Below are 23511 nucleotides of genomic sequence, written 5' to 3'. Positions count from 1 at the left end.
AAGCAATCGCTGTTTTAGTGCATTCGCTTATGCATAAATAACAAGCCAATCAGAGCCGTTTCTAAAAATAACGACTTTAATTTAAGCCTGGTTTTGTACATAAGCCAATGCGTTTAAAGGCATTAATAAAATAAGCTGGGCACTCTACTTAAATCGATAGCTGACGTTTAAGTTCACTCACACCCATCGCAAAAAACATTAATTCAATTTACGGATGATCTTGGAGGCTGTTATGTTATTTAAATTCCGCAAAAACCATTTTGGGCTTTTTACCGCCATATTGTTACTAGCCGGTACTTTACTGGGTTGTATGCCGCAACTGTCATTAGCAACTTGCTCCACCTATTATGTTGCGACCAATGGCAGTGACAGTAATCCAGGCACGCTGACCAGACCCTGGAAAACTATCGCCACCTCAGGCTATAAAATCAAAGCTTGCGACACTTTATATGTGCGTGGCGGCACCTATAAAGAATATGCGATCAATTTATTGCAAAACAGTACAGCGGCCAATCCGACCCGGGTACTGGCTTACCCAGGCGAATCTCCGGTACTGGATGCCAGCACCCTGACACCCGGCCTTTACGATGCATTTTTCAACCTTAGCGGCCAATACATTGTTGTCTCCGGCTTTGAAGTCCGTAACGGCGGCACCGGCATTTATTTATCCGGCAATTACACCACTGTCAGCAATTTGATAGTACATAATGTGCAGGGCATCGGCATTCTGGCCAAGGGCGATTACAGCGTAGTGCAGAACTGCACCGTGTATCAGACCAGTTTGATACATTACAACTATCTAATCGGTAACGGCGGCAGCGCCATGTGGGGCACCGGTATCAGCGCCGCCCGCAATCCGGTTACAGGCATCACCCAACACGCCACGCTGACCGGCAATACAGTCTACAATGTCTGGGGCGAAGGACTTTCCACCTACGAAGCCAGCGGCACGATTATCAGCAACAACGTGGTGTACGACAACTGGGCGGAAAACACTTATATTTCCGATGCCACCAATGTGATTTTTAAAGACAATCTGGTATACAACACCAATAACAATGTAGTAGGCAAAAAAGCCAATCTGCTGTCTCTGGCGGATGAAGTATCCAGCGTACCGCGCTCTACCAACAACGCGGTGATTAATAATATGTTTCTAAACGGCAACGTCGATCTGTTTTCCTGGACTTTAGTGTCAGGCAGCGGCCTGACCAATGCACTGGTAAGCAACAACACGCTAGTTAATGGCGAACTTAATCTGGGGCCGATTAATCAGGCATCTATTATCCAAAACAACATTATTTATCGCAATGATGGCGGCCCACTGGCCAGCGGCGTTCCGGCCTTATCGTCCAATTTACAATTTGTGGATAATTTGTGGTCAAGCACCCCACCATTTAACTCAGCCTATGATCTGGTCGGCGATCCTGAGCTAGCCTTATCCGGATCAACTGCTGCCGGACAATTGGCCGTCAGTTATTTTACGGTTGATGCCGATAATGACGGTGATGCTCCGGCAGTCGGTACTCAAATTAATACTATCGTTGGTAGCACCTTGATTACCAGCCAAGGCAATAATTTAAATATAGGCGCCTATCTTGTCGATCCGCTGCAATATATTGCTCAGTAATGCGTTCTCATCAGGCTCCAGCCGGTTAACAACCGGCCTGGGGCTCCTCCAATCAATACCAGTTTCAGAATAGTCATCCCGCCTACGGCAATCAGCACTGTCCTGTCAAAGCGATCAACAGTCCTCGACTATACCTGCTCTAATAGATGGAAAACTGTGTACCAACCCGGTCAATCTTTCATACGCTCAATTCAAAATTGTTGTTGAACCCCGGTGTACTCGGTATTGTCGATACCGGCAAAAACCGGCTGGTTTTGGCAACATCCCCATAAACCTGTAAAGTAGCTGCCGCAATATCTGCCCAGTTGTATTTATTATCAACCCAGGCTCTTAATCTGGTTTTAGCAATTGAGTCCTGCGCTGTTTCGGCAAACAGTTCCAGGCGTGCAGTTAAGGCGTTTACATCACCCATTTGATAATAATGGTTTTCGGGAATCCCCACTTCCAGATTAGCCGGTATATTGCTGGCGATGACCGGCAAACCAAAAGATAAGGCTTCCAGCATGGCAATCGGCAAACCTTCGTGTGAAGAGGGCAATACAAACATCCCGGCATGGGTAAACAGTTCTTTCAGCCCTAAACCGCTTTGAAAACCGGTCATTACCACATCAGGGTGACTGGCGGCACTAGTTGTAACCGCTTTGGTGTAAGCATCCGGGTGATCGGAACCACCGACTATTACCAGTTTCCAGCCGGGAAGGCTGCCTTTTTTAAAGGCTTCAATCAAATCCAGATGGCGCTTTTCAGGTACCAGACGGCTGACAGTCAAAATATATTTACCAGCAGTCAAACCAAATTTGTCTAACGCGGTTTCACTGTCTATCAAATCCGGCATTACTACCCCATTAGGTATTAATGTGGATTTTTTGGCGTATTTGTCTTGCACCAGGTTTTTTAAAACCTCCGAAATCACGATACGGCCATTAGACATTTTCATGCCGCAATACTCGCCGGACTTCAGCATGAATTTAGCCAGCTTGCCCCATTTTTGGCGATCATAATCCTGACCGTGATGAGTGACCACTACTCTTAAGCCCAGCATCCGCGCCAAAGGCACCATCAGCGAAGGGCCAACTGCATGAATGTGCAGAATGTCGGGGCGTTTAACTGCCGCGTACAACACACCTAAAAAAGTATGCGTAATCGCTTCCAGTGATTTAGACACCGGCGACCATAAACTGTGGATACGAATCCCGTTCCATTCTTTACGATGTTCGACTGGTTGATAAGGGGAGCGGACGATGACATCCACCCGACAATCCATGTCCTGTAAATACGAGGCCAGATTTTGTACATGAGCTTCAATGCCGCCTTGTACATTTGGTAAACCGCGTAATCCAAGCATCATGACAGATAAAGTGCGTTTCATATTTCCTAACTACCTACCACTATAATTGATAAATAAATATCTTGAACTTACCCAAAAACCATGCCAGAATAACCTTATTAACAATGCAGTTTCGTGCCGAAACAATCCTTCAGCTCTAGACAGCAGACCAATGTTTAATTATCGCATTTTTTACTTTTATATGTCAATTCTTAGCAGCTAAAGCCATGCGACTGACTGAGTATAGCTCAAGCAGAAACACACAGCTTAAGGATAATGCACATATTATGCCAAATAAAACAATCAACCCTATCAATCTCAATAAAATCATAACAAACTGATTTTATTTATCTATTTACCGCACGCCAAGTTCTGAATATTGCTCAGTGAAATTTTGCTTGTGCTTTAGCATGAGTTTTTGCCAGAATTGGCAAAGCGGTTTTAGCATTTTGACAAACCAGATAGCCACTGTGTCAGTCTGGTCTTAGCCGATTTAAACTGGTGGCAACATCAGCTGTCGCTCGAATCGGTAAATTGACCTAGAATAGGGCTAATGGTTGACCGACATTACTTTGACGGCAGCACCAGAGGATGTGCCGACTCTGCTGGTGGATTGTGCGCGATTGATGCGCATCACTGCGTTCAGAAATCCTACGCCGTATCCGGCAAAGCAAGGTTGGTCAACGACTAACGCAGCACAATCAGCAACTGGTTTTAATCAACTGAATAGGCCATAACGTGAGCGACCCTACCCAGCATAAGCCCCTCCATATCCTGTATTTTATTGAAGAATTCTGGCCTACTCATCGACAGGATGTCAGCGCCTTGTTCGGTAAATATCTGCTTAGATATGGTATTCATTGCGATCTGGTAACGGCGGAGGATCCGGCGGCTTCCGGCAAACCATTAAGCCCTTGGCAAAGCGGTGAGTTGTTACTTTGCCGAGTACCGCATAACCGCGCCGGCCAATATGTGGTGAAATTGTGGCATAACCTGAAGTCTTTGCTGACTGCCGATACCAGTAAATATCAGGCTTTACAGGTGCGTGATATGTCTTTGACCGCGTTATTCGGGCTGATTATCGCCAGAATAAAACACCTGCAATTCTACTATTGGCTGTCTTATCCACAGTCGGAAGGTCAGATTGACCGCGCTAAAAAACGCGGGCTAAAAGGCGGGATGCGCTTCTGGTTCCCCTTATTACAAGGTTGGATAGGCAAGTTTTTGCTGTATAAAATTGTGTTGCCGCGTGCCGACCATGTTTTTGTACAAAGCAGACAGATGCGGCTGGACTTGGCGGCTTACGGGATTCCAGTACAGCGCATGACGCCGGTACCGATGGGGGTAGATACTGAGGTAGCCCAAACCGATCAGATTACGGCAGCTACCGATCCGCTCTTGTCCGGTAAACGCGTGGTAGCCTATCTAGGTACCCTGGATAGAGTCAGGCAAATCGAAGTTCTGTTTCAAATGCTGGATAAAATCAAAGCCCAGATACCCAATGTGTTGTTAGTGTTAATCGGCGATACCGAAGATGCGGCTCACCGTGCCTGGCTGCGCGAGGAGGCCGTACGCCTGGGGGTGAATGATTTGATTTTGTGGACCGGTTGGTTGCCCATGACTACCGCATGGTCGTATCTGCGCAGTGCTGATGTGGGTATCTCACCGTTTCCACGGGGTTTCCTGCTGGACAGCGCGTCTCCAACCAAGGCCATAGAATATATGGCTTTGGGTTTACCTGTCGTGGTCAACGACAATCCGGATCAAGCGCAAGTTGTTACTGAAAGCGGTGGTGGTTTGTGTGTGCCGCTTGAGGCAAACGCTTTTGCCGAGGCGGTATTACGCTTGCTGAACGACCCGGCCAAATCTGCGGAAATGGCCCGACTCGGTCAGGAATATGTCAGTAAAGTGCGTAATTATGCCGTATTGGCAAATAACTTGGCTGATCAATATAAACGGTTGCTGTCCAAATAACTCCCTCCGACTTGATGCTGATATTAGTCCGGCTGTCTGAAATAGTGCTGTACCAGCCAGTAATCGGCGCTCAGAAAGCGGCCGCCACCGCTAAAGAATAGTGCCAACAGCATGATGAAGTAGGTGACAGCAAATTCGATCCCGTTGTTCAAGACCACAAAGCTGCCGTGTTCGGTTAACCAGGTGTAATCGCCCTGGTTTTGCAGAATTTCCTGAGCTTGTTGCAGACGCTCGATAGCGGCCTGGGTACGCGGGCTGGCGAAAATTCCGTCGCCACTGGCAATGGCTAACCAACCGTTTTCCAGGTGCACACTGTAGGCGGCAACCAGCATGATGATCATTAAGGGTAGCGTGATCAGCCGGGTGGCAAAACCCAACAATAAAAACAAGGCGCCCAGGGTTTCGCACAATGCGACCAGCAATACCAGTAAATACGGGGCCGGTAAGCCTAAACCGGTTTCGGAGTTGCCGAACCACTCGACAGTTTGACTGAAGTGGCTGAATTTCTGTACCCCGGCCATCCAGAATACCGGCGCCAGATATAAGCGCAGGCAAAGCGGGGCCAGAAACTCTGCTGGTTTAGCCTTGTCGCAGCCGGCCCTGAGCCGGGCGACAATGGCTGGTGTGTGGCTGACGATTAAGGCCCAGGTGGTTTTAATTGTATTTCTATCCATTCCAGTTTCCCCTTCTGCATTTATTTGTTTTATGGTTGCTGCGTGAGATCGCCAGTTGCATTTGTCTGCCGGTGCCATGGTGCATATGTTATACACCTATAGGCGGCTTGGTTATCAAGGAATTATGTTTACGCTTAATTGTGGCATATTCTGCTGCCGGTGGAAATTGTGACTAATCAATAAGCTTGGCTGAATAGACGCCAGGATTCAGCGTTCCAGGCAGGCTTCGCCTACGCAACAGTTTACTTCGACGGTAATGTGTTCCAACTGGGTGAATTTCGCCAGTTTGGCGCGGTAATAGTAAGGTGGCTTGGGGAAGCTGGTAACGATCACGACGATGACACCATAGTGTGCGGCACCGAGGCGCCAGATGTGCAAATCACTGACCCGGCACTCACCATCAGCCTCCAGGGTATTTTGGATGGCCAGTTTATAATCGATATCGACACTTTGATCGAGCAGTACCGGACTGGTTTCTTTGATCAGGCCCCAGGCCCAGATTAAAATAATCACTGCGCCGACAAATCCCATTACTGCATCCAGCCAGTCCCATCCATAATATTTACCGGCCAGCAAGGCGACAATGGCCAACACCGAAGTCAGGGCATCGGCTATCACATGTAAAAAAGCCGCGCGCAAATTGTGATCGTGATGCTTGACCGGATGATGCTCATGCTCATGCTCATGCTCATGCTCATGCTCATGCTCATGCTCATGCTCATGCTCATGATCGTGATCGTGATCGTGATCGTGATCGGCTAGATTATGCCGATGTTCCGGCCGGCCGTGGTGGTGGTCGGCGTGGTGGTCGCTTAATAGCAGCGCACTGAGCAGATTAACCAGCAGACCTACTCCGGCTACCAGGATGGCTTCGTCAAAGCGGATCAGCTCAGGCATGGCTAAACGCATGGCCGACTCCGCTATCATCACTAATGCCACCATCGCCAAGGCGATGGAGCTGGCAAAACCGCCCAGTAGGCTGACTTTGGCGGGACTGAAGGCAAAGGTATGATCTTTGGCGTGAATACGACTATAACGATAAGCAAACAGGGTAATCATAAACGCCAGTACATGAGTGGCCATGTGCCAGCCGTCAGCCATCAAGGCCATGGAATGGTAGTTAAAACCGGCGGCTATTTCGACCAGCATGGTGAAAAAAGTTAACAACAACACCCACTTGGAACGTACCTCTCCTTTGCGGTTGATGCTGACAAAATTATGCGGATGTTGCCAGTTGTTTAGTTGATGTTGATGCATATTTATCCTATGACCTTGGTCTTATCAGTCGTTAATCAGCAGTAAGGGCTATATGATTCCGGTATTTACCCAACAGGAATCCCCCCGCTCAGGCTAAATATACCATTTCATTGCTGAAAGTGGGCGCGGCTAAATTTAAGTTTAATATCAATCCCCAGTATTGACACAAGTACGTAATTCAGCAAATAAATCACTGGCCAGCATGCCACGCTGACCGTACTTGGCCGCACTAATATCGGCAGCTTGCCCATGTATATAGACCGCTTGCTGAGCTGCTTTACTAATCGATAAACCCTGGGCCAGAAAAGCCGTACAGATGCCGGTCAGCACATCTCCCATGCCGCCGCCGGCCATGCCGGGATTACCGGTGGTACCGACACTGGTCTGCTCGGCATCGCGAATCAGGCTGCCGGCACCTTTTAATACACACACACCACCGTAGCGTTGCTGTAAGCTGGTGACGGCCTGATAACGCTCTGCGCCGATAGCGGCGGTAGTGGTGTTGAGTAATCTGGCGGCTTCGCCGGGATGCGGCGTCAATATCCAGTTGTCACGCTGTTGCGGATGTTTAGCCAGAATATTGAGGGCATCTGCATCTACCACCAGCGGTTTGCCGACATTGATGGCCAAATTGAACATGGCTAGCGCCCAGTCATCCTGAGCCAAACCTGGGCCGATGCCGATAACGCTGGCTTTGTTGAGCAAGACTGACAATTCGGCAATAGTTTCGACGCCATGACTCATGATTTCCGGCCTGGTCAGTGGTATCAGATCGGCGTGACTGGCGCGGGTGGCAAGGCTAACCAAGCCGGCTCCGCTACGTAAAGCCGCTTCCGCAGCCAGACGAATAGCACCACTATAACCATGATTACCGCCTATCAGTAACACATGACCAAACTGACCTTTATGCGCACTAGGCCGCCGTGGTGAAAAGCCGGCTTTTTTCAGCAGTTTGGCCGCGACCAGCACATCTGTAAAGGCGGCGCTGGGTACACCCAAGTCTGCACATACAATATCGCCGCAGCAATCGGCAGCCTGACCGGTGAATAAGCCGGGTTTTAGAGCGATAAAACTGAGCGTGACACTGGCTTGCACGGCACTACCCATAATTTGGCCAGTATCGGCATGTAATCCAGAGGGAATATCGACGGCCAAAACCGGGCATGCTGCGCTGTTGATTTGCAGGATAGCATCGGCATAGGCCTGCGTCAGCGGGCGATTAAGGCCGGTGCCTAATAAGGCATCAATGATCAGGGTATCTTCAGCAAGCGGTGCATCCGGCTCAGCCAATTGGCCGTTGGCTTGCTGGTAGGCCTGATAGGCATTCAGGGCCAAGCCTTGCAAGGCGGCGACAGGACTGACGGCATGAACGCTGACCTGAAAACCGGCTTGCAGGGCTAGTCTGGCCGCGACATAGCCATCGCCGGCATTGTTGCCCGCTCCGCAAAAAACGGCAAGCCGGCGCTGTTGCGGCCAGCGTTGCTGAACTTCGGTAAACACGGCTTGTCCGGCCCGCTGCATGAGTTCTGCTGTGGAAATGTCGGCCAGGGTACCAGCCCTGGCTTCCAACTCACGGATCTGTGCAGTTTGATACAGATTTTCCGGTAATGTTTGCATGGCTGGTTTGTGTAAAATGGTGACAGTCTCTCTATTATATTGCAGCCGCCATGCCCACTACCGACAATATTGATTTTAACCAACTGGCCCAGCAGATTAAGCAGTGGGGGCTGGATTTGGGGTTTCAGCAAATCGGCATCAGCGATACCAATTTGACTGAAGCCGAGGGATATTTACAAGACTGGCTGGCAGCCGGCTTCCACGGTGAAATGGCGTATATGGCCAAACATGGTCTGAAACGCAGTCGCCCTGCTCTGCTGGAAATCGGTACCCGTAGTATTATCAGCGCCCGGCTGGATTATCTGCCGACCCCGCAGCCTGACAGTGGGGCGGTGTTAACTGATAAAGCGGCGGCTTTTATTTCCCGATATGCTCTGGGTCGTGATTATCACAAGGTATTGCGTCGGCGCTTGCAAAAACTGGCGGACCAGATCAGCACCGAGGTGGGTGAATTTGGCTATCGGGCGTTTGTGGACAGTGCGCCGGTACTGGAAAAAGCTATTGCCGCCAAAGCCGGACTGGGCTGGATAGGCAAACACAGTAATTTGCTTAATCGCAGTGCCGGCTCCTGGTTTTTTTTAGGTGAGCTTTACACTGACCTGCCCTTACCTGCTGATCAGGCGGTGAGCCAACATTGCGGGGACTGTACAGCCTGTCTGGATATTTGCCCTACTCAGGCTATCGTTGGGCCATATCAAGTCGATGCCCGTTTATGTATTTCCTATTTAACCATCGAACTGCAGGGCAGCATTCCGGAACAGCTGCGGCCTTTAATGGGGAACCGCATCTACGGCTGCGATGATTGTCAATTGATCTGCCCGTGGAACCGGTTTGCAAAGCTCAGCGTGGAAGCCGATTTTAAACCGCGTTATCAATTGGATAGCCGGACTTTGTTAGAGTTGTTTGGCTGGGATGAAGCTGAGTTTTTGCAAAAAACCGAAGGTTCTGCGATACGCCGGATTGGTCATCAGCGCTGGTTACGAAATATCGCTGTGGCGCTGGGCAATGGCCGAGCCGAACCTGAAGTCCTGCAGGCGCTGAGTGAAAAACTGGCGAATACTGACGCTTTGGTGGGCGAACATGTGGACTGGGCTTTGACCCGGTTGCAGGAGCGCATTTAGCAAAGCCGGCGGATTGCCTTGCGGCGAATCCACCCTACCCACTATCAACCGTACTTGGTGACCAGCCCTACCCTGCTAATTATCTTAAGTATGTGGCTTTCGGGTCGGGTTAAATTATCCTTAGCCGCTACCATGCTTGGAAATTGAACCTGACCCCATTTTTCCATCAACCACACTTATTATAATGCTTTTATTTTTCAATAATTTACCTTGCTGAATGCGCTGTTAGTACAGTATGCTCAACTTTCCCTTGGGTTATGAGCTGATTAGGAGCATCTATGACGACTGATTCTTGTACTTATGTGATTTTCGGTGCGACCGGTAATCTGGCTAAATTGAAACTGATTCCGGGTTTTTATCATCTGGAACTGGAAAATAAGCTGCCGGATGATACTCGAATTATTGCTGTTGGCCGACGGCCCTGGGATAAGCAGACCTGGACGGCAGAAGTAAAGCGGTTTCTGATTGAAAAATCCGGTCAGGGCCTGGATGAAACTATTTTTGCCAAATTCAGCGCCAGACTGGAATATCACCGCGGCAATCTGGATGAAGCTGAATGTTATCAAGCTCTGGCAACCAATGTGAATAATCAGCCGCAGTTTTCCAAAAACATGGCGTTTTATCTGGCGATCAGTCCAGGTGACTTTAGTACGGTGATTGAGAATTTGAGTCTGGTGGCTTTATTAAGTGAAGAATACGGCTGGCGGCGGGTGATTATTGAAAAACCCATAGGCTATGACCTGGAAAGCGCCAAGGCTTTACAAAAGCGGCTGGAGCGTCATTTAACCGAGGAGCAGATTTACCGGATTGATCATTATCTGGGTAAAGGCATGGTGCAAAATGTGCTGGTATTCCGCTTTGCCAATGTGATGCTGGAGCCGTTGTGGAACCGAAATTATATTGATCATATTCAGATTACTCATGCTGAGGATATCGGCATCGGCGGGCGTGGTGAATATTACGATGGCGCCGGGGCCATGCGCGATATGCTGCAAAGCCATTTACTGCAATTGTTGACGCTGGTGGCGATGGAACCACCGGTATCCATGGATGCGGAAGGTCTGCGCGATGAAAAAGTGAAAGTACTCAAATCGATTCGGCCTATTCCCAAATCGGCGGTGCACGCTCACGCTTTTCGGGCTCAATACAGCAAGGGTACGGTGAAAGGCGAAAAAGTCGGCGGTTATTTGGACGAGGCTAATATTCCCGGCGACAGTACCACGGAAACCTATGCGGCACTTAAGGTTCTGATCGATAACTGGCGCTGGCGCGGGGTACCGTTTTATTTACGCACCGGCAAACGCTTGGCTGCCGGGCAATCCAGTATTTCCATTTGCTTCCGGCACCCGCCCTTACAGTTTTTCCGGGATACGCCTGTTGATTGTATGAATCCAAATTGGGTGTTGCTGGGTATCCAGCCTGAGGAATGTATCCGCATGGAAATGACGGTTAAGGAACCTGGTTTGGAAATGCGTACCCGCACCACCAGTCTTGATGCCAGTTTTCGTAATGCCGATGAACGCCAGGTTGATGCTTACGAAGATTTGCTGCTGGACGTGATGAAGGGTGACCGTTCGCTGTTTTTAAGATTTGATGAGGTGGAATATGCCTGGCGGATTGTCGATCCTATTCTGCAGTATTGGGCCACTGAGCGGGACTATATTGCCACTTATCCGGCCGGCTCCTGGGGGCCGACTGAAAGCCAGCGTCTGTTTGAAAAAGAGGGACAATTCTGGCGTAATTCCCTGCTGCCGGATAATCAGTAGCTGAAGCTTATGCCCTGTTCAAGGTGCGGATGGTTTTGAGGTTGATCAACATGGCCACGGTTTCGGCTATTAGGGCCGGCCAGGCCTGCCAGCAGTAATCGTTGGCGATCCAGGCCAGACTGGAAACCAATAACGCTATCCGCATGCTGCGGTTATCCAGATAAAACAGGGCAATGCTGGTATTGATTACTGCAAAGCCGGGTAATAAGGAAATATTACCCTGCCAGGACAGCGCGGTGAGCAAGCCAAACACCAGGCTAAACACCATAGCCAAACCGTGCCGACCAGTTCGGCTTAACTTACCGGCGGAAATTAGTGTCCGCAAGGCGGTAGTAGCCATGGTCAGACCGGCAGTGACCGCATCTAACAGTATGTATTGTGCCGCCCAAAGTAATGCGCCTGCCGCAGACCAGTAACGAAAGCTTTGTTGATTAGGCTGGTAATATGCCCGCCATTCGACCAATATCCCAACACTGCCTATCAGGTAGGCCAGAATTTGCGGAGTGAGGAAAGCGGCGAGTTGCTGAGGCATGAGTGGCAGACAACATTGGGAAATTAATTTGGCTTAATTTGCCAAAGTTTATCGACTTTGGAATTGATGACCGACCACGCATCATTGAATTTGGTTTGCAACTTCGGATGATACGTGTGAATGCCTCGATTCCACTTCGTTTCATCGAGGCTACAAGCAGTTGATAGCTGTTTTGGTGGATAGCCTGAGGCGAATCCACCCTAGCTGACTAATGTTGCCCAGATCAGTTTAAATATTGGCTTTCAGTTCGGATTCACCAGCGGCTTGCTGGGCATCCAACTGTTTTCTTTTGTCGCATTTTTCTGTGCAAATACAATTGCCGGTTCCGCCGCATGAGCCTTTGATGGCGTTACGACCAAAGATGACGCCGACTGCCATGATAGCCAGTACCGCCAGCATGACAAAGAAAGTGATGAAAAAATAGGCCATGATGTTCTCCTGTGAATTTTATTCGGTTTTGTCTAGCCGGAGCCAGGCAAAAAGCGGCTGATGTTGTGGCTAAAGTTTGACTTTGTGATAATGCTTAGGCTGTGATCTTTACATTTAGTTTCCATCGCACCCGATTTTTTAACGGCTGAAATAGAAAACGAGGCGTAATCGATTCGATTAGGCCTCGTCTGTTGTCAGCTTTAAGCCGGCTTAGCCGCCAAAGTCGTCCAGCATGATGTTTTCTGGATCGACACCGTTAGCAATCAGCATGTTTATCACTGAGGTGTTCATGATTGGTGGTCCGCACATGTAGTATTCACAATCTTCAGGTGACGGATGCTTTTTAATGAACTCTTCAAACAAGACATTATGGATAAAGCCTGTGTAACCGGTCCAGTTGTCTTCCGGTAGGGCATCGGATAATGCCACATGCCATTCGAAGTTGTCGTTTTCTTTGGCCAGCATATCGAAATCTTCTACGTAGAACATTTCACGTTTACTACGTGCACCATACCAGAATGTCATCTTGCGTTTGGATTTCAGCCGGCGTAATTGGTCGAAGATATGTGAACGCATCGGCGCCATACCTGCACCACCGCCGACGAAGACCATTTCGTTATCAGTGTCTTTGGCGAAAAATTCGCCGTAAGGTCCTGATACGAATACTTTGTCACCTGGCTTCAGGTTAAAAATAAAGGATGACATGATACCTGGCGGTGTGCCTTCCGGCGCTCTAGGCGGCGGTGTGGCAATCCGGACATTGAGCATGATTTCCTTTTCTTCCGGATAGGATGCCATTGAGTAGGCCCGCAAAGTCGGTTCTTTGACTTCAGAGACATAGCGCCACAGATTAAAATTATCCCAATCCGGCCGATATTCTTCAGCAATATTCATATCGGCATACTTGGAAATATGCGGAGGACATTCGATTTGAATGTAACCGCCGGCCCGATAGTTGATGGCTTCTCCTGGTGGTAATTCCAGCACCAGTTCTTTAATAAAGGTAGCCACGTTATCGTTGGATTTAACCGTGCATTCCCATTTTTTCACACCAAATACGCTGTCTTCAACTTCGACATCCATATTTTGTTTGATGGATACCTGACAAGCCAGACGTTCGCCGTGAGCAGCTTCGCGTTTGCTGATGTGAGATAACTCGGTGGGCAAAATATCGCCGCCGCCGCTATGAATTTTGACTTTGCATTGTCCGCAAGTGCCGCCGCCGCCGCAAGCAGAGGAGACAAACAGCTGGTTTTCGGCCAGTGCAGTTAAAAGTTTTGAGCCAACCGGGACGTGGATTTTCTTTTCATGATTGATCAGAACTTCCACATCTCCCGAGGCTACCAGCTTGCTCTTGGCTCCGATGATCAGGAACACCAGCGCAATCACGATAGCCGTGAAGAAAATAACACCTAATGCAATTTCCAGCATTACGATACCCTTATAATTGAATTCCAGAGAAAGCCATGAAGCCCAAAGACATCAGACCAGCTGTAATAAAAGTGATGCCTAGACCTTGTAAGCCCGCCGGAATATCACTGTATTTAAGTTTTTCGCGCACACCCGCCATTACGGTAATGGCCAACGCCCAGCCGAAGCCGCTGCCGATGCCGTAGACCGTACTTTCACCGAAGTTGTAGTCACGTTCTATCATGAACAAACTACCAGCCAGGATGGCGCAGTTGACGGTGATCAGCGGCAAGAAGATACCCAGAGCCTGATACAGGGCCGGGAAAAACTTGTCGAGGATCATTTCCAGGATTTGCACGATAGCGGCAATCATACCGATGCAGCTCAGCAAACTTAAGAAGCTGAGATCCACACCAGTGATGCCCAGCCATTTCAGTGCATCTTCTTTTAACAGGGTTTGATAGATAAAGTTATTGGCTGGAACAGTCAGGGTTTGTACCACCATAACCGCGATGCCTAAACCCATAGCTGTGGAAATTTTCTTGGACACGGCCAAGAAAGTACACATGCCCAGGAAGAAGGACAACGCCAGATTTTCGATGAATACGGCTTTAATAAATAAGCTGATATAAGCTTCCATTAGTGGGCCCCTCCTGCCACGCCATGAGCAATCGGCAGAATTTTAAACTCGTTTTGTTCAACCTGTTTAGGTTTCCATGAGCGGAAGCCCCAGATGATCAGTCCGATTATGAAAAATGCACTGGGCGGCAACAACATCAAGCCATTAGGCACATACCAGCCGCCGTCTTTTACCAACGGCAGTACTTCAAAGCCCAACCATTTGCCGGAACCCAGGGTTTCTCTGAAAGTGGCGACCAGCACCAGAATCAGGCTGTAGCCCAAACCGTTGCCGATACCATCCAAAAAGCTTTGCAGCGGTGGATTTTTCATGGCATAGGCTTCTGCACGCCCCATGACGATACAGTTGGTGATAATCAGACCAACGAACACCGATAGTTTTTTACTGACATCAAACGCAAAAGCGCGCAATAACTGATCGACCACGATAACCAAGGAGGCAATGATGATCATTTGCACAATAATACGGATGCTGCCGGGGATATGTTCCCTAACAAAACTAATCGCGGCACTGGAACAGGCTGTCACCGAAGTGAGAGCCAAGGCCATGATCAGCGAAGTGGACATTTGTGAAGTCACCGCCAGTGCCGAACACACACCCAACACCTGTAAGGTGATGGGGTTGTTATCCACCAAGGGTTCGAATAGTACTTTTTTGGTTTCTTTATCCATAGCTTTCTCCTAACCGTTAGTTCTAATTTTGTTCAGATAAGCAGCAAAACCTTCATTACCCAGCCAATACTGGATCAGATTGCTGACACCACGACTGGTTAAAGTGGCGCCGGCCAGGCCATCAACTTTATTGACGGCATCTGGACGACTTGGATCGACACCGCCTTTGACCAGAGCCAAAACCACTTCACCTTTGTCCGAATAAACTTTTTTACCTTTCCATGTGCCGCGCCAGATGGGGTTTACCACCTCACCGCCCAGGCCCGGAGTTTCAGCTTGATCATACAGGTTAATGCTTTGCACGGTCTGACCATCCGGCTCCAGTGACAGGAAGCCGTACATGGTGGACCACAAGCCGTAACCGCTGACCGGCAGGATGATGGATTGCAACTGGTCACCTTTTTTCACCAGATACACTTTGGCGTATTTGGCTTTGACGCGGATACTGGCGATATCTTTCTCGGGCGGGATAGCTTCGCTCAATTCCGGGTCTTTGGCGGCCTTACGCTGGTCGTATTCATCGACATTCAATGTATCGATGTAATTGCCGGTTTTCAGATCGACCAGTTTGCTTTCGATTCTGTCCTTGAATGTCTGATCGATATTAGTCGTATCATCAAGCAGGTTGGCCACATCCAGGATATTTTTCTTCATATCCAGGGCTTTATTGTGCACTTGCAGCGGCCGCAAGGCCACGGTGGCTAATGATACCAACACCGCGCACACCAAACACAAGGCCAATGCAACATTGACGGTTTTTCTCAGACTGTCATTGCTCAAGGCCAGAATTTCTTGAGCATAAGCCTTGAACTGCTCGTAATACTTGCAGAGCTGTTCGTTATATTTGCAGGTTTTTTTCTCGGCGTTAAGCATGACGTTTGATCCTTCTTCTAATATTTGCCTGAACAACAAAGTAATCAATCAATGGCGCAAACATGTTGGAGAAAAGAATTGCCAGCATCACACCTTCCGGAAAAGCCGGATTGATAACCCTGATGATGATGATCATCACGCCGATCAGCCCACCATATATCCATCTACCGGTATCGGTTGCCGCAGCAGACACCGGATCAGTTGCCATGTAGACGGTACCGAAAGCAAAACCGCCCAGCACCAGATGCCAATACCAGGGAATGGCAAACATGGGGTTGGTATCGCTACCGACGATGTTCAGCAATGTGGAAGCGCTGATCATGCCGATCAATACTCCACCCATAATGCGGTAGGAAGCCACTCTGGTGTAAAGTAAAAATGCCGCACCTAACAGACAAGCCAGGGTTGAGGTTTCACCCATGGAACCGGGAATGAAGCCGAAGAATGCCTGAAACCAGCTAAAGCTGTTTTTGATGGCTTCCAAACCACCCGCCGAAGCCAGTGATAAGGCAGTTGCACCACTGAATCCGTCTACCGGTATCCAGGCGGCGTCGCCTGAGATTGAAGCCGGATAGGCGAAGAACAGAAAGGCCCGGCCGGTTAAAGCGGGATTGAGAAAGTTTTTACCTGTACCGCCGAATACCTCTTTTCCCAGCACGATACCGAAAGAGATACCCAGAGCAACCTGCCATAAAGGCATTTCTGCCGGCAGGATCAGGGTGTACAGCATGGAAGATACCAGAAAGCCTTCGTTGACTTCGTGCTTACGCACGGTAGCAAACAGAACTTCCCAGATGCCGCCTACTGCCAGGGTGGTGATGTAGATCGGGAAGAAATACAACATGCCGTGTACAACACAGGAAAACGGGTTGTACGGGTTATAGCCGAACAAGGCCATAGGCCAACTGCGCCAGCCGTTAATGGTTTCGACACCCAATTGCTGCATGGCCAGATTGGCCTGATAGCCGGTGTTATACCAAGCCATCAAAATACAGAAAAAAGTGGCAATTACCACAAAAGTCATGGTACGTTTCAGATCGTTGCCGTCTCTAACGTGGGTTGTGCCGCGAGTTACATCAGACGGCGTATAGATGAAGGTATCGACCATTTCATAGAGGCCGTAATACTTTTCCAGCTTGCCACCTTTTGTAAAATGCGGCTCTATGCTATCTAAAAAATCTCTAGCCGACATTTATCCTTCCTTCTCAATTTTATTTAAATTAGCTCGGAGTACCGGAGCGAAGTCATGTTTACCTGGGTCTACAAAAGTGAACAGGGAGACATCTTCCTCGCTCAACTCCAGACAACCCAGCGCCTGAGCAACATCGGTATCACCGATGACGATGGCTTTGAGCAATGGGGTAGCCAGAATATCCAACGGCATGACGGCTTCATAAACGCCGACCGGCACAATGGCGCGGTTACTGCCGTTTTTATCGGTAGTTAACGGGAACTGGCGACCATCTTTGCGATCTTTGCTGGATACATAAACGTTCAGCGCTGAATATTTATCCTTACCAGGTACGATCCAGCCGAACAGTTCGCGCTCACGACCTTCTTTAAGGACCGAAACCTGGAGGTTATAGGTACTTAAATAGGCTAATGGGCCGCTGGCTTCATGACCGTACAGCACTGAGCCGGAAATAACCCGGCTTTCAACGCCTTCTTGTAATTCACCGGCAGTGAGTTCCTGCAGATTGGCGCCAACCCGGGTACGAACCAGTCTGGGCTGTTTAACGGTTGGACCAGCCAAAGACACTATACGTTCAACATTCAATTGACCGCTGGTAAACAATGCACCAATGGCGATAACCGCTTGATAGTCGATATGCCAGACAAATTTTTTGATGTTGACCGGCTCAAGGAAATGGATATGGGTGCTGGGCAATCCGGCGGGATGCGGACCACTGAATTCTGCGGTTTCCACAGCAGTGCTGCCGGCAATGTCTGCGCCGGTGGCTTTGCACAAATAGGTTTTTCCACCACTGAGCTTGGAGATGATAGTTAAACCATTGCTGAAATCGTTGGCGCGTTCTTTAATAACCACGACCGGATCGGCAGCCAGAGGCCGAGTATCGATGGCAGTAACAAAAATTGCGTTAGGGGTGGTATTGGTTTCTGGAATTTTGCCGTAGGGCCGGGTGACAAAGCTGGTCCACAAACCGGAATTCAGCAGATTTTCTTTAACTTGCTCCGGGCTAAGATTAATTAGCTGGGATTCGTCATAGCGCGCAAATGTTTCCTGTTCATTCCCCTGTATTTCGATGACTACGGAAAGCAACGCGCGTTTGTCGCCACGATTGATAGCCTTGACCACGCCGGCAGCGGGCGAAGTAAAGTTGACACCTGGATTTTTCTTGTCAGAAAACAGCACCTGGCCCAATTTTACTTTATCGCCTTCCACGACCGACATTTTTGGTTTCAGACCAACATAATCGTCGCCCAACAGGGCTACCGACTGAATGCTGTTACCTTCGGTTATGTTTTGTTCGGGTCTACCCGTGATAGGTAAATCCAAACCTTTTTTAATTGTAAATTGCATAGTAGATACGCCTGCTCTCCAGACAAATTTTCACGAAACAGCCCTAATGAGAACCACTTTACCCAAAGGGCACTTCAAATCATTAACCTGGACATTACATCACAAGTTATCAGCTTTCTCAACGACAATTGCTGCTTGCAGCGCAACAAATTTGGCACTGACAGCCATTCCCAGCCAAGCGCCCAAATGCGGTGCAATAAATCATCGTTTCCAGACAATTTCCTGTTTCGGGCCTATAAAGGTTATAATTTGAATACCTAAGTGATTTACTGGGTATTTTTTCAGACAACTTTGATTTTGTATATATATTCTATGTCCATAAGCTCCAGAAAACAGACACAACAGGTTTTGGTCGGCAACATCAAGGTCGGCGGCGGCGCGCCGATTGTGGTGCAATCCATGACTAATACCGATACTACCGATGTGGCAGGCAGCGTAAAACAGATTATGGAACTATCTACCGCCGGCTCTGAGTTGGTGAGAATCACGGTTAATACCGAAGAAGCCGCCAAGGCGGTGCCGGAGATTGTTAACCGCCTGGAACAACAGGGATTTTCAGTACCTATCATCGGCGATTTTCACTTCAACGGCCACAAATTACTGGAAAAATACCCGGAATGCGCCCAGGCTCTGGCCAAATACCGGATTAATCCCGGCAATGTCGGCAAGGGCAAGGCGCGTGATCCGCAGTTTCAACAAATGATTGAATTTGCCTGCCGCTATGACAAGCCGGTGCGCATAGGTGTGAACGGCGGTAGCCTGGATCAGGCGGTTCTGACCCGCTTGCTGGACGAAAACCGTTTATTAGCCACGCCGAAAGAATTGGCGGCCATTACCCGCGAAGCCATTGTGCTGTCGGCACTGGAAAGCGCTGCTAAAGCCGAGGAATTGGGCCTGGCCAAGAATAAAATTATTTTATCCTGCAAAATCAGCAATGTGCAGGAGTTGATCAGCATTTACCAGGATTTGGCCAGCCGTTGCGATTATGCTTTGCATCTGGGCCTGACTGAAGCCGGTATGGGTTCGAAAGGTATAGTGGCTTCTTCGGCAGCACTGGGTGTGCTGATGCAGCAAGGCATAGGCGATACCATCCGTATTTCGCTGACACCGGAACCCGGCGCGGCCCGCACCAAGGAAGTGATTGTGGCCCAGGAGATTCTGCAAACGATGGGTTTCCGTTCGTTTACGCCTATGGTAATCGCCTGCCCCGGCTGTGGCCGCACCACCAGCGATTATTTTCAGAAGCTGGCCCAGGAAATCCAGACCTTTTTACGCGAGCAAATGCCTACCTGGAAAAATAAATATAAAGGCGTGGAAAACATGGAAGTGGCGGTGATGGGTTGCGTGGTAAACGGCCCCGGCGAAAGTAAAAACGCTAACATCGGAATTAGTCTGCCTGGCACTGGTGAGTCACCGGTGGCACCGGTATTTGAAGACGGCGTAAAAACCGTGACCTTAAAAGGTGACAATATCGCCGCTGAGTTTCATCAGTTGGTGGAACGCTATATTGAGTCTCATTATAGCGCGGAGTAATTTGTTTCCGGCTGCGGGCCTGCTTAGTCAAGCGCCAAGTCGTTAATTTTGATAGCTTGGCTAGTGTGACCAGCTTTACTTTTGACTGCAGCGCCAGAGGATGTGCCGACTCTGGAGACGCATGGTGCGCGATTGATGCGCTTCACTGCGTTCAGCACATCCTACGCCGTATCCGGCAAAATATGGTTGGTCGACTTCTAGTTCTCAGGGGGTTAAAACCGACTAGCTATCAGTCACTGCCAGACATGAATCATGGCTTTACAGCCTTAAAATATCATCCCGGTTGGCCGTCTACTCTGGGCTCGGACAAAATCGGCGCGTAATACAGTCCAAACAGGGAAAACGCCGCCAGCCAGCAATAGCTGGAGATGATGATAAAGCTGCTGTACCAGGCCGGTAACAGGATGGGAAACAGGACTCTGAACACGGCGGCCAGATTAATCAACACGAAGGCCAAGGCGATGATATTGGATACTTTGAGGGCGCGACCGGTGTGGCCCAGGCTGACTCTGGCCATCATGCCCAGGGTCAACACGCCGATACTGCCCAAGGTGAAGGCATGCAGGGCCAGTGAGGGCAACACCAGCGCAAATGCGCTTAAGGCCAGCAGTGCGAAACCTAATATCAGCCAGCCGTAACCGATATAAAGTATCCACAACAAGGGTACATATAATATGCGCCGATCCAGCCAGCCGGAAACGCGCAACAGATTTACGACCACTGCGGCAAATGCAGCCAGGGCCAGTAACCATCCTGACACATCAAAAACCCATAAGCCCAAAGCCAGAGTACTACCCAGCAGCGCCGCCAGATCAAGAAGCGGATTGCGGATACAGATGGCTCCACTCAAACCGCGTTCGGTAAAATAGGGAAATACCCGACCTGCGACAAAGATAATGATCAGAACAGTTAGCGCAGCGGCCAGTTGCAGACCTGTGCTTGCAGTTTGGGCCAAACCCAGGATTTGGGCATGGATCAAACCATTGGCCAGCGCCAAGCCTATTAATATTAAAATAAAGATTAAATTATGCCGGCTATTGCTGCGCAGCAATGGTTGAGCGGCAAAATAGGCCAGCAAGGGTAAAAAACTAAAATCGATCAGCGCAATCAGCCCATCCGGCAATAAGTCGGCATAAAAGGGTACCACCCGGCCATACAGCCATAACAAGGCTAAACCGGCCAATTGGTTTGGCTTAAGGGGCTGCAAGCCAGTCCAGTTTTTGATGGCGGTCAACAGAAATCCGGCGATAACGGCCACGGCGTAACCCAACAACATTTCATGACCATGCCAAATGCTGGCCGGGTAGTAATTATCCAGATGCAAAGCCGAGTTGGTCATCGCACTCCACAAGGCAATCAAGGCCAGTGCCGATAATCCAGCCAGTGCAAAAAAAACTCTGAAGCCCATGGCAAACAGCGGATAATCAAAAACCGGTTTGTTACTCATGCAAATACGCCTCCAGGCTATCGATTTCGTAATGGGTGAAACCGGCGATTATACGCGCATCGCGATTAAATGGGCCTTTGGGTTTACCGATGAAATATCCGCGCAGTAAATTCAAATAAGTCTGTTCTGCATCCAGGCCTTGTTGTCGGGCAAAGTGGTTAAACCAGTATGAGCCGCGTTCGACATGGCCGATTTCATCTTGGTATATCCGGGTAAGGATGGCGGTACCGGCTTGGTCATCCAACTCCTTGAGTTTGGCTATCATGCCTGGGGTGACATCCAGCCCGTGGGCTTCCATGCAGCGCGGCACCACGGCCAGCCGAGCCAGCAGGTTGTCAGCAGTGGCTTCGGCATGGGCCCATAAGCCGCGATGCGCCGGTAAATCGCCGTAATCCAAGCCTAAGCCTAATAAATGCTGGCGCAGTAATTGGAAATGCTGGGCCTCTTCATCAGCAATACGCAGCCAGTCGCCATAAAATTGTTCCGGCAAGCCGCGAAACCGGTAAATGATATCCCAGGCCAGATAGATGGCCATAAATTCGATATGGGCCAGGGCATGAAAAAACGCGGCTCTGCCCGCCGGACTTTCCAGTCTGCGCCGGGGCATTTCCCGTGGCGGTAACAGCAGCGGCGCCTGGGGAAAGCGGGTGGCGCTAATAGCTTGAACTTGGCCGCTATCCTGAAACGTTAATTGACCGGTATCCAGCAATTGTCTGGCCTGATGGCTTACCAGCAGCTTTTGCTCAATATCGTTTTGAAACAGGCATTGCTCGGCAAAGTTGAAGATATTGGCCACTTTGATCTAAACTGGAAAGGGATTTACCGCTGAGTTGATAGGACGGTTGGCACTTTGCGGTAGCCAAATCACTGCAATAAGCTGACTTGGCTGGCTGGGGTGATTTATTTTTTGGTCATGAAAAAATAAATTGACTGGCATTTCAGTACCATTTTTGCGCCGTCTTTTTCGACTGCAGTGCAGGTATCCATTTTAGAGCGGCCAGCGGCGGCTTGTTTGATCAGCTTGCCGTTTTCTATGGAATAATTCAGTATTGCGCGCATTTCGTTGATGCGGGCGTGAGCTTCTGCTTCTTCGGAAACACCTTCCATAGTGCCGTCCTCTCTGAATGTCCATTTGGTATTCTGGCTGCGCCCCTGGCTGCCATCAGCATGCATGGATTCTTTGTCTATTTGCCAGGTACCCAGAATATCGGCACGGGTAAGCGGCACTTCGGCAAATGCCGGGCCCGATAATAACAGCAGAGCCAAACCAGCCGATCGTTTAAATTGCATGTGAGTTCTCTTTTAAGACAGGGTTAAGGTGTTTGATCATTCTACCACATAGACTGTAAAGCTATTTTTAAACCGCTATCGTCGGATCAAGGGTAACTGATCCATGAGCTGGTGTAGATTGTTTTCGCAACAGCAGCACACAAACGTCCTGCTAAGTTTTGGTGGCTTGCCTGACGGTGAATGCAGCTGAGCTGATACCGCTTTGGGATTTATTGTCGGCGACACAAGCAAAAACCTTATAAGCCGTTGTTGTATAAATTAATTATCATTGAAGACTGCCATAGCCAGTGCCGGATTTGCACTCTACAGCTTAGCTAGTGGTTTAAATTATGTTCGATACTTGTTACAGTTACAGGCTGTTGCTTAATCTACCCTAATGATAGCTATGCATAAAAAATTGGATTCTTTGGCTTTAATACTGTTTTGCGGTTTGATTTTCTTTCTATCCGATCAATCCCGGTTACCAACGCCGAACTGGTTTGAAAATGAGGATAAACTCCACCATTATCTTGCTTACGGGGTTATGGGCATCCTGGCCTGGCGGGCTTTCAGGCATATCGGCATCAGCCGGGTTTATGTGTTACTCATCAGCTTTGTTTTTTGCAGCCTATATGGGATTTCTGATGAATGGCACCAATCTTTTGTGGTGGGTAGAAACTCAAGTGCCAATGATTGGCTGGCTGATAATATCGGCGCGGCTACCGGTATTATTTTTTGCTATTGGCGCCATAAACACCGCACTAATAACCAGGTTTTACCGAGTGTATCCTGATATTGCCTG

22 protein-coding genes are annotated in these 23511 nt (G+C 49.1%); 7 read left to right on the top strand and 15 right to left on the bottom strand.

All coding sequences use genetic code 11. From position 1 onward, the window contains the following. Positions 1-232: 232 nt before the first annotated feature. Complete coding sequence (locus KEF85_RS03960) at positions 233-1627, top strand: right-handed parallel beta-helix repeat-containing protein (RefSeq protein ID WP_215583427.1); 1395 nt, start codon at positions 233-235, stop codon at positions 1625-1627. A 178-nt stretch (positions 1628-1805) separates the two neighbouring features. Here the strand turns inward: KEF85_RS03960 and KEF85_RS03955 are convergent, their stop codons facing one another. Beyond that, on the bottom strand, positions 1806-2996 hold the full coding sequence (locus KEF85_RS03955) for a glycosyltransferase family 4 protein (RefSeq protein ID WP_215583426.1): 1191 nt from the start codon (positions 2994-2996) through the stop codon (positions 1806-1808). A 515-nt stretch (positions 2997-3511) separates the two neighbouring features. Between KEF85_RS03955 and KEF85_RS03950 the strand changes: the two genes are divergently transcribed. Both KEF85_RS03950 and KEF85_RS03945 read left to right on the top strand, forming a co-directional pair. After that, the gene (locus tag KEF85_RS03950) at positions 3512-3691 is read left to right on the top strand and encodes a hypothetical protein (RefSeq protein WP_215583425.1); all 180 of its coding nucleotides are present in this window, start codon (positions 3512-3514) and stop codon (positions 3689-3691) included. Between the two features lies 1 nt (position 3692). Next, positions 3693-4928 (top strand): glycosyltransferase, encoded by a 1236-nt coding sequence (locus KEF85_RS03945; RefSeq protein ID WP_215583424.1) that lies wholly within the window; start codon positions 3693-3695, stop codon positions 4926-4928. 23 nt (positions 4929-4951) lie between these two features. On the opposite strand, the gene KEF85_RS03940 is transcribed toward KEF85_RS03945, so the two are convergent. The 3 genes from KEF85_RS03940 to KEF85_RS03930 form a co-directional block, all read right to left on the bottom strand. Then, complete coding sequence (locus KEF85_RS03940) at positions 4952-5602, bottom strand: HvfX family Cu-binding RiPP maturation protein (RefSeq protein WP_215583423.1); 651 nt, start codon at positions 5600-5602, stop codon at positions 4952-4954. A 207-nt stretch (positions 5603-5809) separates the two neighbouring features. Continuing rightward, a complete protein-coding gene (locus KEF85_RS03935) occupies positions 5810-6859 on the bottom strand; it encodes a cation diffusion facilitator family transporter (protein WP_215583422.1) in 1050 nt (349 codons plus the stop codon). 147 nt (positions 6860-7006) lie between these two features. Continuing rightward, positions 7007-8476, bottom strand: coding sequence for an NAD(P)H-hydrate dehydratase (locus KEF85_RS03930; RefSeq protein ID WP_215583421.1), 1470 nt, complete (start codon positions 8474-8476; stop codon positions 7007-7009). A 50-nt stretch (positions 8477-8526) separates the two neighbouring features. Here KEF85_RS03930 and queG point away from each other — a divergent pair, with 50 nt between their 5' ends. Both queG and zwf read left to right on the top strand, forming a co-directional pair. After that, positions 8527-9597, top strand: coding sequence for a tRNA epoxyqueuosine(34) reductase QueG (queG, locus tag KEF85_RS03925; protein WP_215583420.1), 1071 nt, complete (start codon positions 8527-8529; stop codon positions 9595-9597). Between the two features lie 278 nt (positions 9598-9875). After that, positions 9876-11363 (top strand): glucose-6-phosphate dehydrogenase, encoded by a 1488-nt coding sequence (zwf, locus tag KEF85_RS03920; protein WP_215583419.1) that lies wholly within the window; start codon positions 9876-9878, stop codon positions 11361-11363. A gap of 7 nt (positions 11364-11370) precedes the next feature. Here the strand turns inward: zwf and KEF85_RS03915 are convergent, their stop codons facing one another. The 8 genes from KEF85_RS03915 to KEF85_RS03880 form a co-directional block, all read right to left on the bottom strand. After that, complete coding sequence (locus KEF85_RS03915) at positions 11371-11895, bottom strand: YgjV family protein (protein ID WP_215583418.1); 525 nt, start codon at positions 11893-11895, stop codon at positions 11371-11373. Positions 11896-12123: 228 nt separating this feature from the next. Further along, a complete protein-coding gene (gene nqrM, locus KEF85_RS03910; RefSeq protein WP_215583417.1) occupies positions 12124-12324 on the bottom strand; it encodes a (Na+)-NQR maturation NqrM in 201 nt (66 codons plus the stop codon). 210 nt (positions 12325-12534) lie between these two features. Next, complete coding sequence (gene nqrF, locus KEF85_RS03905; protein WP_215583416.1) at positions 12535-13755, bottom strand: NADH:ubiquinone reductase (Na(+)-transporting) subunit F; 1221 nt, start codon at positions 13753-13755, stop codon at positions 12535-12537. A 10-nt stretch (positions 13756-13765) separates the two neighbouring features. After that, on the bottom strand, positions 13766-14374 hold the full coding sequence (gene nqrE, locus KEF85_RS03900) for an NADH:ubiquinone reductase (Na(+)-transporting) subunit E (protein WP_215583415.1): 609 nt from the start codon (positions 14372-14374) through the stop codon (positions 13766-13768). Continuing rightward, complete coding sequence (locus tag KEF85_RS03895; protein WP_215583414.1) at positions 14374-15045, bottom strand: NADH:ubiquinone reductase (Na(+)-transporting) subunit D; 672 nt, start codon at positions 15043-15045, stop codon at positions 14374-14376. Before KEF85_RS03895 ends, nqrE begins: the two co-directional genes overlap by 1 nt. A 9-nt stretch (positions 15046-15054) precedes the next feature. Then, positions 15055-15918, bottom strand: a complete 864-nt coding sequence (locus KEF85_RS03890) for a Na(+)-translocating NADH-quinone reductase subunit C (RefSeq protein ID WP_215583413.1) — start codon at positions 15916-15918, stop codon at positions 15055-15057. Then, complete coding sequence (locus KEF85_RS03885) at positions 15911-17110, bottom strand: NADH:ubiquinone reductase (Na(+)-transporting) subunit B (RefSeq protein WP_215583412.1); 1200 nt, start codon at positions 17108-17110, stop codon at positions 15911-15913. The genes KEF85_RS03890 and KEF85_RS03885 overlap by 8 nt, the downstream gene beginning before the upstream one ends. Continuing rightward, positions 17111-18460 (bottom strand): Na(+)-translocating NADH-quinone reductase subunit A, encoded by a 1350-nt coding sequence (locus tag KEF85_RS03880; RefSeq protein ID WP_215583411.1) that lies wholly within the window; start codon positions 18458-18460, stop codon positions 17111-17113. It abuts the gene before it with no gap. Between the two features lie 312 nt (positions 18461-18772). On the opposite strand from KEF85_RS03880, the gene ispG reads away from it, so the two are divergent. Continuing rightward, positions 18773-19993, top strand: a complete 1221-nt coding sequence (ispG, locus tag KEF85_RS03875; RefSeq protein ID WP_215583410.1) for a flavodoxin-dependent (E)-4-hydroxy-3-methylbut-2-enyl-diphosphate synthase — start codon at positions 18773-18775, stop codon at positions 19991-19993. A gap of 274 nt (positions 19994-20267) precedes the next feature. Here ispG and KEF85_RS03870 read toward each other — a convergent pair whose 3' ends face one another. The 3 genes from KEF85_RS03870 to KEF85_RS03860 form a co-directional block, all read right to left on the bottom strand. Continuing rightward, positions 20268-21440, bottom strand: coding sequence for an NnrS family protein (locus KEF85_RS03870; RefSeq protein ID WP_215583409.1), 1173 nt, complete (start codon positions 21438-21440; stop codon positions 20268-20270). Further along, positions 21433-22236 (bottom strand): ferritin-like domain-containing protein, encoded by an 804-nt coding sequence (locus KEF85_RS03865; RefSeq protein WP_215583408.1) that lies wholly within the window; start codon positions 22234-22236, stop codon positions 21433-21435. The genes KEF85_RS03870 and KEF85_RS03865 overlap by 8 nt, the downstream gene beginning before the upstream one ends. Positions 22237-22340: 104 nt before the next feature. After that, positions 22341-22730: a hypothetical protein gene (locus KEF85_RS03860; RefSeq protein WP_215583407.1), complete on the bottom strand. Its 390-nt coding sequence runs from the start codon at positions 22728-22730 to the stop codon at positions 22341-22343. Between the two features lie 385 nt (positions 22731-23115). Here KEF85_RS03860 and KEF85_RS03855 point away from each other — a divergent pair, with 385 nt between their 5' ends. Next, a complete protein-coding gene (locus KEF85_RS03855) occupies positions 23116-23502 on the top strand; it encodes a VanZ family protein (protein WP_215583406.1) in 387 nt (128 codons plus the stop codon). The last annotated feature ends 9 nt before the right edge of the window (positions 23503-23511 follow it).

Origin of the sequence: Methylomonas paludis (genome assembly GCF_018734325.1) — a bacterium.
GTDB lineage: Bacteria > Pseudomonadota > Gammaproteobacteria > Methylococcales > Methylomonadaceae > Methylomonas > Methylomonas paludis.
The sequence above is the reverse complement of the archived record's forward strand: the minus strand, read 5'-3'. Positions and strand labels throughout refer to the sequence as shown.

Bases quoted from the DNA above. Each gene is read 5' to 3' on its own strand.
- KEF85_RS03915 (WP_215583418.1), bottom strand. From the start codon at position 11,895: ATGCCTCAGCAACTCGCCGCTTTCCTCACTCCGCAAATTCTGGCCTAC.
- zwf (WP_215583419.1), top strand. From the start codon at position 9,876: ATGACGACTGATTCTTGTACTTATGTGATTTTCGGTGCGACCGGTAAT.
- KEF85_RS03855 (WP_215583406.1), top strand. From the start codon at position 23,116: ATGCATAAAAAATTGGATTCTTTGGCTTTAATACTGTTTTGCGGTTTG.
- KEF85_RS03940 (WP_215583423.1), bottom strand. From the start codon at position 5,602: ATGGATAGAAATACAATTAAAACCACCTGGGCCTTAATCGTCAGCCAC.
- KEF85_RS03955 (WP_215583426.1), bottom strand. From the start codon at position 2,996: ATGAAACGCACTTTATCTGTCATGATGCTTGGATTACGCGGTTTACCA.
- KEF85_RS03890 (WP_215583413.1), bottom strand. From the start codon at position 15,918: ATGCTTAACGCCGAGAAAAAAACCTGCAAATATAACGAACAGCTCTGC.
- nqrE (WP_215583415.1), bottom strand. From the start codon at position 14,374: ATGGAAGCTTATATCAGCTTATTTATTAAAGCCGTATTCATCGAAAAT.
- KEF85_RS03930 (WP_215583421.1), bottom strand. From the start codon at position 8,476: ATGCAAACATTACCGGAAAATCTGTATCAAACTGCACAGATCCGTGAG.
- nqrF (WP_215583416.1), bottom strand. From the start codon at position 13,755: ATGCTGGAAATTGCATTAGGTGTTATTTTCTTCACGGCTATCGTGATT.
- ispG (WP_215583410.1), top strand. From the start codon at position 18,773: ATGTCCATAAGCTCCAGAAAACAGACACAACAGGTTTTGGTCGGCAAC.
- queG (WP_215583420.1), top strand. From the start codon at position 8,527: ATGCCCACTACCGACAATATTGATTTTAACCAACTGGCCCAGCAGATT.
- KEF85_RS03885 (WP_215583412.1), bottom strand. From the start codon at position 17,110: ATGTCGGCTAGAGATTTTTTAGATAGCATAGAGCCGCATTTTACAAAA.
- KEF85_RS03870 (WP_215583409.1), bottom strand. From the start codon at position 21,440: ATGAGTAACAAACCGGTTTTTGATTATCCGCTGTTTGCCATGGGCTTC.
- KEF85_RS03935 (WP_215583422.1), bottom strand. From the start codon at position 6,859: ATGCATCAACATCAACTAAACAACTGGCAACATCCGCATAATTTTGTC.
- KEF85_RS03880 (WP_215583411.1), bottom strand. From the start codon at position 18,460: ATGCAATTTACAATTAAAAAAGGTTTGGATTTACCTATCACGGGTAGA.
- KEF85_RS03860 (WP_215583407.1), bottom strand. From the start codon at position 22,730: ATGCAATTTAAACGATCGGCTGGTTTGGCTCTGCTGTTATTATCGGGC.
- KEF85_RS03960 (WP_215583427.1), top strand. From the start codon at position 233: ATGTTATTTAAATTCCGCAAAAACCATTTTGGGCTTTTTACCGCCATA.
- KEF85_RS03895 (WP_215583414.1), bottom strand. From the start codon at position 15,045: ATGGATAAAGAAACCAAAAAAGTACTATTCGAACCCTTGGTGGATAAC.
- nqrM (WP_215583417.1), bottom strand. From the start codon at position 12,324: ATGGCCTATTTTTTCATCACTTTCTTTGTCATGCTGGCGGTACTGGCT.